General features: G+C 65.7%; 13 protein-coding genes. 9 read left to right on the top strand and 4 right to left on the bottom strand.

Annotated elements, in window-relative coordinates; genetic code table 11:
* The first annotated feature begins 118 nt into the window (after positions 1 to 118).
* Entirely contained in the window at positions 119 to 718 is a 600-nt protein-coding gene (locus I6F12_RS32310; protein WP_036009632.1) for a TetR/AcrR family transcriptional regulator, read from the top strand.
* 3 nt (positions 719 to 721) lie between these two features.
* Here the strand turns inward: I6F12_RS32310 and I6F12_RS32305 are convergent, their stop codons facing one another.
* A complete protein-coding gene (locus I6F12_RS32305) occupies positions 722 to 1,192 on the bottom strand; it encodes a hypothetical protein (RefSeq protein WP_225158073.1) in 471 nt (156 codons plus the stop codon).
* A gap of 14 nt (positions 1,193 to 1,206) precedes the next feature.
* The gene (locus I6F12_RS32300) at positions 1,207 to 1,707 is read right to left on the bottom strand and encodes a hypothetical protein (protein WP_036009636.1); all 501 of its coding nucleotides are present in this window, start codon (positions 1,705 to 1,707) and stop codon (positions 1,207 to 1,209) included.
* 292 nt (positions 1,708 to 1,999) lie between these two features.
* Here I6F12_RS32300 and I6F12_RS32295 point away from each other — a divergent pair, with 292 nt between their 5' ends.
* From I6F12_RS32295 to I6F12_RS32275, 5 genes are all read left to right on the top strand, one after another.
* Positions 2,000 to 3,682: a cache domain-containing protein gene (locus tag I6F12_RS32295; RefSeq protein WP_225158072.1), complete on the top strand. Its 1,683-nt coding sequence runs from the start codon at positions 2,000 to 2,002 to the stop codon at positions 3,680 to 3,682.
* 12 nt (positions 3,683 to 3,694) lie between these two features.
* On the top strand, positions 3,695 to 4,366 hold the full coding sequence (locus I6F12_RS32290; RefSeq protein ID WP_109145252.1) for an aspartate/glutamate racemase family protein: 672 nt from the start codon (positions 3,695 to 3,697) through the stop codon (positions 4,364 to 4,366).
* Positions 4,367 to 4,513: 147 nt separating this feature from the next.
* Positions 4,514 to 6,235, top strand: coding sequence for an AMP-binding protein (locus I6F12_RS32285; RefSeq protein ID WP_225158071.1), 1,722 nt, complete (start codon positions 4,514 to 4,516; stop codon positions 6,233 to 6,235).
* Positions 6,236 to 6,243: 8 nt separating this feature from the next.
* The gene (locus I6F12_RS32280; protein WP_225158070.1) at positions 6,244 to 9,549 is read left to right on the top strand and encodes a carboxyl transferase domain-containing protein; all 3,306 of its coding nucleotides are present in this window, start codon (positions 6,244 to 6,246) and stop codon (positions 9,547 to 9,549) included.
* A 96-nt stretch (positions 9,550 to 9,645) separates the two neighbouring features.
* The gene (locus tag I6F12_RS32275; protein WP_225158069.1) at positions 9,646 to 11,499 is read left to right on the top strand and encodes a sigma-54-dependent Fis family transcriptional regulator; all 1,854 of its coding nucleotides are present in this window, start codon (positions 9,646 to 9,648) and stop codon (positions 11,497 to 11,499) included.
* 174 nt (positions 11,500 to 11,673) lie between these two features.
* Here I6F12_RS32275 and I6F12_RS32270 read toward each other — a convergent pair whose 3' ends face one another.
* Entirely contained in the window at positions 11,674 to 12,228 is a 555-nt protein-coding gene (locus tag I6F12_RS32270; RefSeq protein ID WP_036009648.1) for a flavin reductase family protein, read from the bottom strand.
* A gap of 115 nt (positions 12,229 to 12,343) precedes the next feature.
* Positions 12,344 to 13,441, bottom strand: a complete 1,098-nt coding sequence (locus I6F12_RS32265; protein ID WP_036009650.1) for an LLM class flavin-dependent oxidoreductase — start codon at positions 13,439 to 13,441, stop codon at positions 12,344 to 12,346.
* Positions 13,442 to 13,675: 234 nt separating this feature from the next.
* Here I6F12_RS32265 and I6F12_RS32260 point away from each other — a divergent pair, with 234 nt between their 5' ends.
* The 3 genes from I6F12_RS32260 to poxB all read left to right on the top strand — a co-directional run bounded on the left by I6F12_RS32260 (position 13,676) and on the right by poxB (position 17,083).
* Positions 13,676 to 14,590, top strand: a complete 915-nt coding sequence (locus I6F12_RS32260) for a 2-dehydro-3-deoxygalactonokinase (protein WP_036009652.1) — start codon at positions 13,676 to 13,678, stop codon at positions 14,588 to 14,590.
* A 14-nt stretch (positions 14,591 to 14,604) separates the two neighbouring features.
* Positions 14,605 to 15,237 (top strand): 2-dehydro-3-deoxy-6-phosphogalactonate aldolase, encoded by a 633-nt coding sequence (locus I6F12_RS32255; RefSeq protein WP_225151795.1) that lies wholly within the window; start codon positions 14,605 to 14,607, stop codon positions 15,235 to 15,237.
* 109 nt (positions 15,238 to 15,346) lie between these two features.
* Positions 15,347 to 17,083: a ubiquinone-dependent pyruvate dehydrogenase gene (gene poxB, locus I6F12_RS32250; protein WP_225158068.1), complete on the top strand. Its 1,737-nt coding sequence runs from the start codon at positions 15,347 to 15,349 to the stop codon at positions 17,081 to 17,083.
* Positions 17,084 to 17,085: the final 2 nt, after the last annotated feature.

The raw sequence follows: 17,085 nt of genomic DNA, 5'->3' as shown, positions 1-17,085 counted from the left end.
GTGAACGCCGCCGGCTCGGCCAATTGAGAAAAACGGACTACCAATCTCGATCGGTTTTTGACACGATGTCGAGAAAGCATATTCTTGACGGCATGTCAAATACTTTGTGGAGCCAAGCTTGAGACCGCGCGAGTTCGATCATGACGAGGTTCTGCGCATCGCGTTCGACCAGTTCTGGCGCAAGGGCGTGCGCGGCACCTCGCTGTCCGACATTGCGCGCGATGCGGCGGTCCAGCGCGGGAGTCTCTACAATGCCTTCGGCAGCAAGGAGGCGCTATTCCTGCAGGCCTATGAACGCTACGCGGGGGATTATCTCGCCAAGCTGCAAAAGGCGCTCGGGGCAGGTTCCTTGCGCAAGCGCCTCACCGCCTTCTTCGATCTGACCATCACCAATTTCCGCTCGGGCACGCCGCCGCGCGGCTGTCCGACGACGCGCGGGCTGATGGAGCTCGGCGGCGCCGAAGGCGAGGGGCTCGACGACAACGCGCGCCAGGCTTTTGCGAACCTGATCTCGCGCATCACCGCACTGCTTCAGGACACGTTGGCCGCTGGCGCGGCACGGGGCGAGTTCGACGGCAATCCCGCGGCTGCGGCGCTGCAGATCGTCACCGTGACGCGCGGCCTCGCCGTGCTCGAGCGTGCCTTCGGGGACGAGCCCCAATTGCGCAAGATCGCCGCGCACACGATCGATCTTGTGCTCGGCAGGAATGGCGGATAGGTGTCAGCACAGCGCGAGCGCGTTGACCGCGCGTGTCGCAGCATCCTCCTTGCCGGAGCCAACGAGCTGGCCAACGGTGGATTCGAGCTCGCCCGGCTGCTTGCGGCGCGCGACCGCCAGCAGTCGCATCAATTCCGCCTCGTCCTTGGAAAGCCGCCTGCAGGACGGCGGCATGAAGCACAGCTCGCAGGGCCGCTCCCTGCGCAGGATCCTGACGAGCGCGGCCGCGCGCGCGACCAGCAGCGGGCTGTCGGCAATGCCGGGCGCTTCCTCGGCAAAGCGATAGGCCGCTTCCCAGCAATCCGATGCGCCGGTCGCATAGGCCGCTCCGATGAAGCGGAGCAGCGCCAGCGCGAGGCGGGAAAAATCATCATAGCTGTCGATGTCCGGCCGGGTCGCAAGCGCGGCCTGGAGCGGACAGAGCAGCGGCTCACCAGCGTCCGACGTCGGCGCAGAATCGCAACTGGCCCGCATCGTGAACGATCTCGTCAATGCAATGTCGCGCTGCCCACGAACCAGCTCTTCATCGCCAACATCCCGTCATGCTCGACAGGCTGCACGTGCCGGTCGGGCAGGACGAGGCCGGCCATGCGGAAGATCGTCGCAAGCCCCAGGACCGGCGCGAGCGCCCAATCGGCGCCGATCGGCGGCAACCAACGCTCGAACTGCTCGCGCGCGACATCGACGCGGTCCTGCTGGGCCGCGGCAATCGCGCGCAAGATTCCGCGCTCGCTGTCGGACATGCGCGGACAGGTGGGGCAGTGCACTTCGATCGCGGTATGCGCGGTGCAGGCAAAGATCTCGATGATGGAATCCAGCGACAGCACGGCATCGCCGACACGAAAATGATCGTACACCTGCTGGATATCGGCCGCCGTCGGGACGGCGCTTCCGCTACGCGCCTTCGCCCGAAATCCCCAGATGAAGAGACGCTCCGCTGCGCTCAGCGCAGGAAGGTCGACGGGCCTGGTGTATGTCGATCGATGCATTGTGCTTCTGGCCTCCGGCTGCGCTCACGCCAGCGCTGGCGCGGATGATCTGCGCCGATCGTTCTGCCAGAGAGCTCTCCAAGTCAACGCGCGGAGAGGCGATGTCGAGGTGTTCTAGATTGGAAGAATTCGTATCTCGGGTGACGTCGGTCTCGCTTGTCTCGTGGCCATACGAGCGTGCCGGTAACGTCCCCGCAAAATTTCGGAGTGTCGGGAACCCGAATGCTTAAAGCTTTGCTAAGAGAAGCGGGATAATCTGGCATATCAGCCCTTCCAATTCCTGTGAGCACCGATGATTTTCTCCCGCATCAGTTTCAAGCTGGTCCTGATTGTCGGCATCAGCCTCCTCGGCATGATCGCGTTGGCGCCGGTCGCCCTCTCGACCCTGCGCACGCAGATGGTCGCCGACCGTCAGGCCAAGACGCAGCAGATGGTCGATGTTGGCTACGGCATCCTGGCGCACTACCAGAAGCTCGAGAGCGAAGGAAAGCTCTCGCGCGAGCAGGCGCAGGCCGGCGCGATGGCCGAGATCAAGAGTCTGCGCTACGACAAGGTCGAGTATTTCTGGATCAACGACATGACCCCCAAGATGGTCATGCATCCGATCAGGGCCGAGCTTGACGGCAAGGATCTCTCCGGGATGAAGGATCCCGCCGGCAATGCGCTGTTCATGGGCTTCGTTGACGTCGTCAACAAGCAGGGTGCGGGCTTCTACGGCTACCTCTGGCCGAAGCCCGGCTTCGACCAGCCGGTCGGGAAAATCTCCTATGTGAAGGGCTTTGCGCCCTGGGGCTGGATCATCGGCACCGGCATCTATCTGGACGATGTCGATGCCGCCTTCCGCCAGAACGCGATGACCTTCGCCTATATTTGTCTCGCTGTGCTGGTCGTGGTGCTCGGCGCCTCCTTCCTGATCGGCCGCAGCGTCACCCGGCCGCTGGCCCGGATCACCGCGCTGACCGAGCGCCTTGCCGCCGGCGACAGCGCCTTCGACGTGCCCTACACCGACCGCCGCGACGAGGTCGGCGGCCTCGCCAAGGCGCTCGCCGTGTTCAAGGACAATGCATCGGCGGTGAGCCGGATGCATGCCGAGCAGCAGGAGCTGAAGCAGAAGGCCGACGAGGAGAAGCGCAAGACCATGACCGATCTCGCCGGCAAGTTCGAGGCGAGCGTCCAGGCCGTCGTTCGCGACGTTTTCGACGAGGCCCGCGCGATGCAGCAGGCGGCGCAGGGCATGTCGGAAACCGCGAACAAGGCGAGCGACCGTGCGAGCTTCGTCGCCACCGCGTGTCAACAGGCCTCGAGCAACGTGCAGACGGTGGCCTCCGCCGCCAGTGAATTATCGGCCTCGATCGCCGAGATCAGTCAGCGCGTGGCACAGGCCGCGACGGTCGCCGATAAGGCCGCCGCCGACGGCCAGCGCACCAACGACACCGTGCAGGGCCTTGCCGCCGCCGCGCACAAGATCGGCGAGGTCATCGACCTCATCAACCAGATCGCCTCGCAGACCAATCTGCTCGCGCTCAACGCCACCATCGAGGCGGCGCGCGCGGGCGAGGCCGGCAAAGGCTTTGCGGTGGTCGCGAGCGAAGTGAAGTCGCTGGCGAGTCAGACCGCGAAGGCGACCGACGAGATCGGCGCGCAGATCACCGCGATCCAGGCCGAGACCAATCAGGTCGTCGGCAACATCGAGAGCATCCGCGCCACCATCATGGAGGTCAACGAGATCTCCTCGTCGATCGCCGCCGCGGTCGAGGAGCAGGGCGCCGCGACGAAGGCGATCGCGCACAGCGTGCAGGAGGCGGCCTCCGGCACCGACCAGGTCTCGCACAACATCTCCGGCGTCACCGACGCGACGGCCGAGACCGGACAGGCCGCCGGCCTCGTACTGCAATCGAGCGGCCGGCTGACGCACAAGCTGCAATCGCTGCAGGACGAGGTCAGCGCCTTCGTTGCGGGCGTGCGGGCGGCTTAGTATAACGGGAGGATGGGCCAAAGCTCCGATCGACGCGCGCGCATCCTCCTGATCAATCCGAACAGCAATGAGGCGACCACCACGATGATGGTGGCGATCGCAAGGTCCGCTGCCGCCGATGGTTTCGACATCGTTGGCGCCACGGCAACGCGTGCGCCCACGATGATCGTCTCGGCGGACGCGCTGGAGGTGGCTGCGCTGGAGGTCGAGGAGATCGCGCGTCTCCGTGGCGGCGAGTGCGACGGCGTCATCGTGTCGGCATTCGGTGATCCCGGTCTCGCCGGGATCAAGGCGGCGATGAAGCTGCCCGCCGTCGGCATCGGCGAATCCGCGATGCTGGAAGCCGCCGGGAACGGTCGCCGGTTCGGCGTGGCGACCACGACGCCGTTGCTGAAAGCGAAGATCGATGCATTGCCTGATACGCTGGGTTTGCGCGCGAGCTACACCGGCACGCGCTTCGCCGATGGTGATCCGCAACAGCTGATGCGCGATCAAGCGCAGCTGCGCGCAGCGCTCGCCGGCGCGGTTGAGGCCTGCATTGTGCGAGACAGAGCGGAAGCGGTCATCATCGGCGGCGGGCCGCTGGGTGAAGCGGCGCGCGAGCTTCAGCCGATGTTCGCGGCGCCAATCATCGCCCCGATCCCATCTGCCGTGCGACGGATCATTCGTCTCGTCGCGGCGTAACCTCCGGTTTTTCCGCGCCGCGGCATCGGCCGTGCTGCGGGAAACTGTTTTCCTTGACATCAACTCTGCGGTGCTCGACGTGTAACGAGGTCGAGCGATGCTGCCTTGCGTCCCTCGCGAAAGGAAAAGCAACACGGGAAGGACGTCATGAACACGGGCCTCGACGAGAATGACTACCTCGCCACCTTGCGCGGCCTGTGGGACAAAGCCTGGCCGACCGGCCTGCCGCGCTCGCCGAACTATCTGCACGGCGAAGTTCCTCTGACGGAATATCTGCGCACCTGGGCGAAGCGGAGTCCGGAGCGGCCCGCGGTGATCTTCTACGGGCATGTGACCACCTATGCCGATCTCGATCAGAAGAGCGATCGCTTTGCGGCGCTGTTGCAGGCAAAGGGCGTGCGCAAGGGCGATCGCGTCGCCGTCTTCCTGCCGAACTGCCCGCAATTCCACGTCGTGTTCTTCGGTATCCTGAAGCTCGGCGCGATCCACGTCCCCATCAGCCCGCTGTCGCGCGCGTTCGAATTGTCCTACCAGCTCAACGACACCGAGGCCGAGGTGATCGTCGCGCTCGACCAGCTCATTCCTATCGTTGATCAGGTCCGCTGCGAGATGCGCCTGCGCGAGATCATCGTCACCAGCTTCGCCGATGTCGTGCCGGCGGCGCCTGCGTTTCCCGCGCCGGACTCGATCCGCACGCCGCGCGTTGCGGTCTCCGGCGCAACTGATCTCCTGCCGGCGCTCGCGGCACTGCCCGCACCGACCCCGCTGCCGCCGCCTCACCTCGATGATGTCGCTGCGCTCAATTACACCGGCGGCACCACCGGCATGCCCAAGGGTTGCGTCCATACCCATCGCGATATGGTCTACACGGCCGCTGCCAATTACGGCATCTCGTTTCCCTCGGATGAGAGCAGCGTGTTCCTGTCGTTCTTTCCGGAGTTCTGGATTGCGGGCGAGAATTCCGGTCTGATCTTCCCGCTGTTCTCGGGCGGCACGCTGGTTCTGCTCGCGCGCTGGGACACTGTCGGCGCGATGGCGGCGATCGACAAGTACAAGGTCACGATGACGGCGATGCCGGTCGACAGCGCGGTCGAGATGATGGACCATCCGCGCTGGAGCGAGTTCGACCTGTCGTCGCTGCAACAGGTGCGCGTGGTCTCCTTCGTCAAGAAGCTCAACGCCGGCTATCGCAGGCGCTGGAAGGACCTCACCGGCACGATCCTGATGGAGGCGGCCTGGGGCATGACCGAGACCCACACCTCCAATACTTTCACCGCTGGCTTTCAGGACGGGGATTTCGACCTCAACAGCCAGCCGATCTTCGTCGGCCTGCCGGTCCCCGGCGCCGAGTTCAAGATCACCGATTTCGAGACCGGTGCGCTGCTGCCGCTGGGAGCCGAAGGCGAGATCCGCGTGCGTACGCCGTCGCTGCTCAAGAGCTACTGGAACAAGCCCGAGGCGACGGCGGAATCGCTCGTCGACGGCTGGTTGCGCACCGGCGATATCGGCACCATCGACAAGGACGGCTTTCTGCACTTCCTCGGCCGGCGCAAGGAGATGCTGAAGGTCAAGGGCATGAGCGTGTTTCCGCCGGAGATCGAGGCGTTGCTGGGGCAGCATCCGAAGGTGCTGGGCTCGGGCGTGGTCGGCCGTGATGATCCGGACAAGGGCCAGGTGCCGGTTGCTTACATCCAGCTCAAGCCGGAAGCGATCGGTACGGTCTCAGAACAGGAACTGCGCGCCTGGTGCGCCGAGCGCATGGCCGTCTACAAGGTTCCGGAAGTCCGCATTATCGATGCGCTGCCATTGACGGCAACGGGCAAGGTCAGGAAGCAGGACCTCATTCCAAATCCTCCTGCCGTCCAGTGAGAGAGACGATGTCGTTCAAGAAGCTCCTGATCGCCAATCGCGGCGAGATCGCCATCCGCATCGCACGGGCGGCGGCCGATGCCGGCATTGCGACGGTCGCGATCCATCCCGCCGACGATGCGCTGTCGCTGCACGGGCGCGTTGCGGACGAGGCGATCGAGATCCCTGGCCGCGGCGCACGGGCCTATCTCGACATCGAGGCCGTGGTGATGGCGGCCAAGAGCGCAGCTTGCGATGCCGTGCATCCCGGCTACGGCTTCCTCAGCGAGAACGCGGCATTCGCGAAAGCCTGCGCCGACGCCGGAATCACCTTCGTCGGGCCGAAACCGGCTGCGCTCGAGCTGTTCGGCGACAAGGTTGCGGCACGTCAGCTGGCCAAACGCTGCGGCGTGCCGATCATTGCCGGCACCAGCGGGCCGTCGAGTCTCGAGGAGATCACGGCATTCTTCACCTCGCTCGGCAGCAATGCTGCGATCGTGATCAAGGCGATGGCGGGCGGTGGCGGCCGCGGCATGCGCGTGGTGGAGAACGCGTCCGACCTTTCGGAGGCCTATGCGCGCTGCCAGTCCGAGGCCAAGGCGGCGTTCGGCTTCGAGGGCGTCTATGCCGAACGGCTGATCCGGCAGGCGCGCCACATCGAGGTCCAGATCATCGGCGACCGCCATGGCGCGATCACCCATCTCTGGGAACGCGAATGCACCATCCAGCGCCGGCACCAGAAGCTGATCGAGGTGGCGCCGAGCCCGTCATTGAGCGATGCCCTGCGCGGCCGCATCATCGAGGCGGCAAAGCAGCTGGCGGGCGCCGCGTCTTACGACAATCTCGGCACGTTCGAGTTTCTGGTCGACGGAACCGCCGAGGACAGCTTCGCCTTCATCGAGGCCAACCCGCGTCTCCAGGTCGAACACACCGTGACCGAAGAGGTGCTCGGCGTCGATCTCGTCCGCGCCCAGCTCGCGGTCGCCGCAGGCAGCACATTGAGCTCGCTCGGTCTTGCGCAGGCATCGATCCCGAAGCCGCGCGGCCATGCCATGCAGCTGCGCGTCAACATGGAGACGCTGGACGTGTCAGGCGCCACGCATCCGACCGGCGGCGTGCTCGCCGTGTTCGAGCCGCCGTCGGGGCCCGGTGTTCGCGTCGACAGCTTTGGCTATGCCGGCTACAAGACCAGCGCGGCCTTCGATTCGCTGCTTGCCAAGGTGATCGTGCACACGCCGAGCGAGGCCTGGCATGACGTCGTCGCGAAAGCCTCGCGTGCGCTACGCGAGTTCCGGATCGATGGCGTCGTCACCAACATCGCGTTTCTTCAGGCGGTGCTCGCACATCCCGGTTTCAGGACCAACCGTATCGCGACTGATTTCATCGACCGCAACATTGTCAGGCTCGTGGAAGCATCGGATGGTGCCGCCAAGCCGCTTTACTTCGCCGCGGCCGAGCGCGGCGCCGGTCACAGCGCGGAGGTGCATGTCGCGCCAGCCGTACCCGAAGGCACGGTGATGGTCGCGGCGCCCTTGCAGGGAACCATCGTCACCATCCAGGTGAAGGAAGGCGAGATCGTCCGCCCCGGCCAGCAACTCGCCGTGATCGAGTCCATGAAGATGGAGCACCTCGTCATGGCCGAGCAGGGCGGGCGGGTGACAAAACTCGTCGCAGGTGACGGCGTCACGCTGCTGCATGGCGAGCCGATCCTCTATCTCGAGCCGCTCGACGTCGCCGCCGACAGCACGACGGCGGAAGCCGACATCGATCTCGACCATATCCGTCCCGATCTTGCCGAGCTGATCGCCCGCCAGGCCAACACGCTCGACGAGAACCGCCCCGCTGCGGTCGAGCGCCGCCGCAACACCAACCAGCGCACCGCGCGCGAGAACGTCGCCCAGCTCGTCGACGACGGCTCGTTCATGGAGTACGGCAGCCTTGCGATCGCGGCGCAGCGCCGCCGGCGCAAGCTCGACGATCTCATCAAGAACACGCCGGCGGACGGCCTCGTCATGGGCGTCGCCACGGTCAATGCCGAGAAGTTCGGGCCCGGAGGCGCGCGCTGCATCGTCGTCGCCTATGACTACACCGTGCTCGCGGGCACGCAGGGCCACATGAACCACAAGAAGATCGACCGCATGCTGACGCTGGCGGAAGACTGGCGCGTGCCGCTGGTGTTCTATGCCGAAGGCGGCGGCGGCCGGCCCGGCGACACCGACCGGCTCGGCATGACCGGCCTCGACGGGCCGTCCTTCGTGCAGTTCGCGCGGCTCTCGGGCCTCGTGCCTGTCGTCGGCGTTGTTTCCGGCTATTGCTTCGCCGGCAACGCCGCGATGCTCGGTTGCTGCGATGTCATCATCGCCACCAAGAACGCTTCGATCGGCATGGGCGGTCCTGCCATGATCGAGGGCGGCGGCCTCGGCGTCTATCATCCGGCTGAGGTCGGCCCTGTATCATTCCAGTCGCCGAACGGCGTCATCGACATCCTGGTCGAGGACGAGGAGGAAGCGACCCGCGTCGCGCAAAAATATCTGTCCTATTTCCAGGGTGCGGTGGCGGATTGGGAGGCTGCTGACCAGCGCCTGCTCCGCCGCGCCATCCCCGAGAACCGCCTGCGCGTCTATGACATCCGCAGCGTGATCGACCTCGTCGCCGACAAGGATTCCGTGCTGGAGCTGCGCCGCGACTACGGCGTCGGCATGATCACCGCGCTGATCCGAATCGAAGGCAAGCCGTTCGGCCTGATTGCCAACAATCCGCGCCATCTCGGCGGCGCAATCGATGCCGATGCCGGCGACAAGGCTGCGCGTTTCCTCCAGCTCTGCGACGCCTTCGATCTGCCTGTTGTCTCGCTGTGCGACACGCCCGGCTTCATGGTCGGCCCCGAGGCGGAAAAGACCGCGATCGTGCGCCACGTCTCACGCATGTTCGTGACTGGCGCCAGCCTCACCGTGCCGCTGTTCGGCATCGTGCTGCGCAAGGGCTATGGTCTCGGCGCACAATCGATGATCGGCGGCGGCTTCCACGCCTCGTTCTTCACCGCGGCCTGGCCGACCGGAGAGTTCGGCGGCATGGGCCTGGAGGGCTACGTCCGCCTCGGCTTCCGCAAGGAGATGGAGGCGATCGCCGATCCCGAGGAGCGCGAGACCTATTACCGCAACAAGGTCGCCGAGCTCTATGCCAACGGCAAGGCGGTCTCGATCGCCTCCGTGTTCGAGATCGACAACGTCATCGACCCGGCCGAGACGCGGCGCTGGATCATGGCCGGTCTGCGCACGGTGCCGAAGCCCGAGCCGAGGACGGCGAAGAAGCGGCCGTGCATCGACACGTGGTGAGGGCGGTGCAGCAATAGCTGCTTTCCCGGTTCCCGATTGACATCCCCGCCTTTGCTGCCAGACTTTGCACAATAATACAGGGTGGAGACGTCCGCGATGGCCAGCCTCTCGGCCTCGAACCATGTCGCCCGTGTCTTGTCCGTCGCCAATCATGTGGCCGACGTCGATGCCTCCTCGCGGATTGCGAGTTCCTGGCGGCGCTGCCTCGTCAACCACAAGCTCGATCCCGCCCGCCAGGGCCCACCGCAGACGCTCACCGAAGCCGAGATCCGCCATGTCGCCGAGCCGATGGAGGAGACGATCCGGCTCGTCACGCCCGAGCTCGACGATCTCGCCCGTGTGCTGCACGACGCCGGCTACTGCGTCAATCTCGCCGATGTCAACGCGACCATGCTGTTCAGCCGTCTGCCGGGCGAAGCCGATGCAAGGATGTTTCTGGATTGGAAGATCTACACCGGCTCGAACTTCGCCGAGGCTTGCGAGGGCACCAATGGGCTCGGCACCGCGCTGGCCGAGCAGAAGCCGATCCTGGTGCATCGCGACGAGCATTTTCGGGCGCAATGGCACATGTTCTCCTGCGCGGTGGCGCCGCTGTTCGATCCGGTCGGCCGGCTCGCCGGTGCCGTCAACATCACCTCCTGCCGTGAGGATCTGGAGCGCGCCGCGCATCAGCTTGCACTTGCGGTGACGATGGAGGCGACGCGGCGGATGGAGGGTGCGATCTTCCGCGGGCATTTCCGCAATGCCTGGATCGCCACCGTGCCCGGTGACGGCGGCAGCGGCCTCGTCGCCTATGATGACGACCGCCGCATCGTCGGCGCCTGCCGCTCGGCGCGTGCGCTGCTCGGCCTCACCGACGGCATGATCGCCTCCGGCATCGACCTGTCGCGCTACCTCAAGTTCGACCATCACGCTGCGCGTGGCAGCGGCGAGATCGTCGAGCTGCGCCATGGCGACGGCCGTCCGTTGGGGCAGGGGCATGTTGCTCCGCCCCTGCGTGCGAGATCGCATGCGCCGCGCCGCGATGCGCAAGTCGATCGCTTTGATGCGTTGCACCGGCTCGCCGGCCGCGACCCCGGCCTGATCCGAAGCGTCAAACGGCTGCGGAGCATCGGCGACCACAATCTGCCGGTGCTGCTGCATGGCGAGACCGGCGTCGGCAAGGACGTGTTCGCGCGGGCTATTCACGGTGCGAGCAACCGCGCGCGCAACAATTATGTCGCGCTCAATTGCGCGGCGATGCCGGAAAGCCTGATCGACGCCGAGCTGTTCGGCTACGAGGCGGGCGCCTTCACCGGCGCGCGGCGCGAGGGTTCGAAGGGCCTGATCGTGCAGGCCGACGGCGGTACGCTGTTCCTCGACGAGATCGGCGACATGCCGATCGGCTTGCAGACGCGCCTGTTGCGCGTTCTGGAAAACCGCGAGGTCTGGCCGCTCGGCGCGCTCAAGCCCGTCACCGTCGATATTCGCCTGATCAGCGCCACGCATCGCGATCTCGGCCGCATGGCGGAAGCGGGGGCCTTCCGCGCCGACCTCTATTTTCGCCTGCGCGGCATCGAAGTGCGCCTGCCCGCCTTGCGCGAGCGCGCCGACCGCGACGACATCATCCGCCAGATCGCGCGCGAGGAGGCGCCGAGCTGCCGGCTCTCGGAGGAGGCATGGTCGCAGCTCGCGGCCTACCCGTTTCCCGGCAACATGCGCCAGCTCCGCCACGTGCTGCGGCTCGCCGGCTGCACGGCGGAAGATGGCGTCATCACCGATGCCGATCTCGATCTGCCGCCGTTTGGCGGACGGACGGAACCTGATCTCGAAGCAGCCGAGCGTGCGACGATTGTCGCGGCGCTACGTAAGCATGATGGCCGCGTGACGGAAGCCGCGCGCGCACTGAAGCTCAGCCGCGCGACGCTGTATCGCAAGATCAAGCAGTTGAAGATCGAGACGGCGCAGTAGCTCTTTCTTCCCCTCTCCCCTTGTGGGAGAGGGTGGCTCGCCGCGCCGCGGCGAGACGGGTGAGGGGTCTCTCTCCGCGTATGACTCTGGTGAGTTTGCAGAGAGATACCCCTCATCCGGCGCTTCGCGCCACCTTCTCCCACAAGGGGAGAAGGAAGAAAGCGAGCACTCGTCCTACGAAAAATCCGTCCAGCTCAGATGCCGTGCGTCGAGATCGCCGATCGTCACGTTCTCGCGGAGTTCTCGTGGCGTGTGGAAATTGCTGCGCAAGTACACCAGCGGCGTGACGGCAGCGGAATGCGAGGCGCTGCGGACCTCGCCGACGAAGATCGAATGCGTCGTTGTCTCGAACTCCTGCGCCAGCACGCAGTCGAACGCGGCCACCGCGTCCGCCAGCACCGGTGCGCCGGTCACGCCACGCGTCCATTGCCCGAAGGCGAAGCGATCGTCGCCGTCGACGCCCTTCTGGCCGCTGAAGGTGAGGGCGAGCAGCGCGTGATCCTCATGCAAGAAGTTGATGGCGAAAGCACCTTCCTCCCGGATGCGGGCATGGGCGCTGGCGTTGCGGTTGACGCAGACGATCAGCGAGGGCGGCTTGTCCGACAACGAGCAGGCCGAGGTCACCGTCAGCCCCGTGCGCCTGCCGTGCTCGGCGCCCACCGTGACCAGCGCTACCGCACCGGCACATTGGCGCATCGCCTGCTTGAAGTCCTTCGCGTCCACCGTCACGCGGAAATCTCCCAGAATAGAAGCGGGTGCGGCACGATCGCGCCGCACCCGGCGCCAAGAGTCTAGCATGATCTCTTCGGAAAACCGCTATGCACTTTTCCGGATCATGCTTGCGTCAAGCCGCCTTCTTCGCGGAGCCGAGATGCCCAAGGCGGGGCATCACCTCGTTCTTCAGCAGCGAGAGCGAGTGGTGCCAGGCCTCGGCCTTGTGCTTGTAGTCGAAGCCGAACACGAGCAGCACGCCGAAGCCGCCGACCTCGTCGTAGATCTTCTCGATCTTCTCGGCGACCGTCGCGGGCGAGCCGACGATCCAGTTCCGCTTGGCGCAATATTCGACCGTGACGTCGCTGTCTGGCACATCGGGCGCGTGCTTCAGATAATCCTTGAAGCCGAAATGCCCGAGCAACGGCAGGAAGTACTCGCTCATCATCCGGCCCATCATGTCGCCGGTCGAGAGCTTCCAGGCCTCTTCGTCGGTGTCGGCGACGAATACCTCGCGCACCAGGCGCCAGTCCTGGCGGTTCGGCTTGCGGCCGGTCTTGGCGGCCCCGATCTCGACCGAGTCCCAATGGCTCGAGACATAGGCCGGGTTGAGGTTGAGGCTCATCGGGATGAAGCCGCGCTCGCCGGCGAGCTTGAGCGTGTCCGAGTTCTTGGACAGACCGGCAACGCCGATCGGCGGATGCGGCGCCTGCAGCGGCTTGATATGGGGCTTGAGGAAGTCGAACATCGTGTCTGGCTTGGTCACCGTCCAGTACTTCCCCTTGTGGGTGAAGGGCGCCGGCTCGGTCCACAGCTTCAGGATGATCTCCAGCGCCTCGCGCGTCATGTCGCGGTTCTGCCCGCTCATGCCGTCGACGTTGAACATCGCCCAGTCGCTCGGCAGCCCGCTCGCCGCCACGCCGAAATTGAGCCGGCCTTCGGAGAGATGGTCGAGCATGGCGACGCGGTTGGCGAGCTCGGCCGGGTGATGATAGGGCAGCAGGAAGCCGCCCGGCCCGATGCGCAGGCGCTTGGTCTGCATCAAGGCCTGCGCGATCAGGAGGTCCGGCGTGGGATTGGGTTCCCAGGGCGCGGTGTGGTGCTCGCCGACCCAGGCCTCCTGATAGCCGAGCTCGTCGAGCCAGCGCATGACCTGCAGGTCCCAGTCGTTGCCTTCCTTGAGGCCGCACTCCGGCGGATGCGAAGGCATCGTGAAATAGCCGATCTCCATGGGTTTCCTCATCTGATGTTGACGCGTCTTGTCGCGCGTTGACGGAGTTGAGTGATGAACCTTGTCGAGTGATGAACCTTGAGCAAGCGGTGTGCCAGCGCGGCGGAGCCTCAAAATGAAGAGAAAGGGCTGGTTTGCCCGCGCAATAGCCGATATCTCGACGGGAGCCTGCTGGACATCGTCTCATGTGTCGCGAGACGGCGTCTTGGCCATGAGACGAGGACGAGACCTGACATGACCGAACCCGCCTATGTCGCGGTGGATTGGGGCACCAGCAGCTTCCGGCTCTGGCTGGTCGATCGCGCCGGTCAGGTGCTGGCCGAGCGCCGCAGCGGTGAGGGCATGCTGGCGGCGGCTAGGACCGGTTTTCCCGCCGTGCTGCAAGCGCATCTGGCCGTAGTCGAAGCGCCCGCGCATCTGCCGGTTCTGGTCTGCGGCATGGCCGGTGCCAAGACCGGCTGGGTCGAGGCCGGCTACGTCGACACGCCGGCAAAGCTCTCAGCCGTCCTGAAACAGGCCGTGCGCGTGCCGGGCGAGGCGCGCGACATTCGCATCCTGCCGGGCATCGCCCAGCGCGATGCCAAGGCACCGGACGTCATGCGCGGCGAGGAGACGCAATTGCTCGGCGCGCTCGGCCTCGATGCCGCGGCCGAGGCGCTGGTCTGCATGCCCGGCACGCATTCGAAATGGGTGCGGGTGAAAGACGGCACGGTCGAGCGCTTCTCCACCTTCATGACCGGCGAGCTTTTCAGCGCCGTCTCGCGCGAGACGATCCTGTCGCTCGCGGTCGCCGGCGCTGATGACGCCGAAGATTTCGCGAGCTTCAAGGCAGCCGTAAAGGCCGCATTCGATGCTCCGGCCTTCGCCGCCAACCTGCTGTTCACTGCACGGTCGCGACAGCTCTTGTTCGGCGGCACGCCGGCAGCGGCACGTGAGACGCTGTCGGGCACGTTGATCGGTGTGGAGCTCGCGGCAGGGCTCTCCGGCACCGTGCCGCAAGCGGGCGTCCAGCTGATTGCCGCGGGGCGGCTTGCGGTGCTGTATCGGCTGGCATTCGAGGCGCTCTCGGTAACAGCAAATCCGGTCGATGCGGATGAAGCCGTCCGCCGCGGCCTTTCGATGGCGGCAGCCGCGATCTGGACGAAGTAGAAGGACTGCGAGAGATGAGCGTTCCCTTTCCGCCGATGCAGCGGCCGCTGGTCGCGATCCTGCGCGGCATCAAGCCTGAGGAGACCGAAGCGATCGTCGGCGTCTTGGTCGAGGCCGGCATGACCGCGATCGAGATCCCCCTGAATTCACCCGATCCGTTCCGCTCGATCGCGCTTGCCGTGAAGCTCGCGCCATCAGGCGTGTTGATCGGCGCCGGCACGGTGCTGACGACGGCAGATGTCGATCGTCTCAACGATGTCGGCGGCAGGCTGATGGTCTCGCCCAATGTCGACACCGAAGTGCTGGCGCGCGCGCACCAGCATCGCATGGTGACCATGCCCGGCGTGTTCTCGCCGACCGAGGCGCTGCTGGCGGCGCGCGCGGGCGCGTCGAGCCTGAAATTCTTTCCGGCGAGCGTGCTCGGCGCTGCCGGCATCGCCGCGATCCGTGCCGTGCTGCCGGCAGGCGTGATGATCGCCGCCGTCGGCGGCGTCTCCGACCAGAATTTTGTTGAGTACATCAAGGGCGGGGTGACCGCCTTCGGGCTCGGCTCCAGCCTCTACAAGCCAGGCATGACGGCAACAGATGTCGCAGCCCGCGCAGAGGTGACAATTGCCGCTTACGATCGGGCAATTGAGAAAGATTGAGCCGACAATAAACTAGCCGTAATCCTGACTTGGTCTATTCTGCCATATGGTGGCGCGATGCCGACATGCGCGCATCGTGTTATGCGACTGGCTGAATCAGGAGACCGACATGGCGATCAACAACGTGGCCGATCTGTTCGTGGCAACGCTCGAACAGGCCGGGGTCAAGCGCATCTACGGCATCGTCGGCGACAGCCTGAACGCGCTCACCGAGGCGCTGCGCCGCCGCGGCACGATCGAATGGATTCATGTCCGGCACGAGGAGGTCGCGGCCTTCGCGGCGGCCGGCGAAGCCGAGATGACCGGGAGCCTCGCGGTCTGCGCGGGCTCCTGCGGCCCCGGCAATCTGCATCTGATCAACGGCCTGTTCGACGCGCATCGCAGCCGCGTTCCCGTGCTGGCGATCGCGGCGCAGATCCCGACCGCCGAGATCGGCGGGGGCTATTTCCAGGAGACGCATCCGCAAAACCTGTTCCGCGAATGCAGCCATTATTGCGAGCTGGTGTCGGACCCGAGCCAGCTGCCTTTCGTGCTGGAGAATGCAATTCGCGCGGCGGTCGGCTTGCGCGGCGTTGCCGTCGTCGCGATGCCCGGCGATGTCGCGTTCCGGAGTCCTCCGAAGCGCGCGCTGTCGACGACGCGTGGCCTTGCACTGGCTCCGCCGAAGGTCGTGCCGCAAGCGGATGAGCTGCAGGCGCTCGCGGATCTCCTCAACGGCGCCGAGCGCATCACGCTGTTCTGCGGCCGCGGCTGCGCCGGCGCGCATGCGCCTTTGATGCAACTCGCTGAAGCGCTGAAGAGCCCGATCGTGCACGCGCTCGGCGGCAAGGAGCATGTCGAATACGACAACCCCTATGACGTCGGCATGACCGGCTTCATCGGCTTCTCCTCGGGCTACGCCGCGATGCACGCCTGCGATGCGCTGGTGATGCTCGGCACCGACTTCCCCTACAAGCAGTTCTTCCCTGATGATGCGAAGGTCGCGCAGATCGATATCCGCCCGGAGAATCTGGGGCGGCGCTGCAGGATCGATCTCGGCCTCGTCGGCGACGTCAAGCTCACCATCGAGGCGCTGCTGCCGCTGCTCACGGCCAAGACGCAGCGCAAGCATCTCGACGACGCCGTCGCGCACTACAAGAGAGCCCGCGAGGGCCTCGATTCGCTCGCCAGGGGCACGCCCGGAGCCAAGCCGATCCATCCGCAATATCTCGCCAAGGTCATCAGCGACCATGCCTCCGATGATGCCGTCTTCACCGCCGATGTCGGCACCCCGACGGTGTGGGCGGCGCGCTATCTCGACATGAACGGCCGCCGCCGGCTGATCGGCTCCTTCGTGCACGGCTCGATGGCCAATGCCATGCCGCAGGCGATCGGGGCGCAGGCTGCGCAGCCCGGGCGCCAGGTCATCTCGCTCTCCGGCGACGGCGGCTTCACCATGCTGATGGGCGACCTGATCACGCTGACGCAGGAGAAGCTGCCGGTGAAGGTGGTCGTCTTCAACAACGGCGTGCTCGGCTTCGTCGCGCTGGAGATGAAGGCGGCGGGCTTCGTCGACACAAATGTCGACCTGGAGAACCCGGATTTCGCCGCGATGGCGCGCGCGATGGGCATCTTTGCCAAGCGCGTCGAGGATCCCGGCGAGCTTCCGGGCGCGATGAAAGAGATGCTGGCGCACAATGGGCCGGCGCTGCTCGACGTCGTCACCGCCAAGCAGGAGCTGTCGATGCCGCCGACCATCACGGCCGAGCAAATCAAGGGCTTCAGCCTCTGGGTTCTCCGCGCGGTGATGAACGGCCGCGGCGACGAGGTGCTGGACCTCGCGAAGACGAATCTCTTGCCGCGGTGATA

The sequence above is a fragment of the Bradyrhizobium sp. IC4059 genome (genome assembly GCF_020193615.1).
Lineage (GTDB): Bacteria > Pseudomonadota > Alphaproteobacteria > Rhizobiales > Xanthobacteraceae > Bradyrhizobium > Bradyrhizobium yuanmingense.
This window is presented reverse-complemented; position numbering and strand designations above follow the sequence as displayed.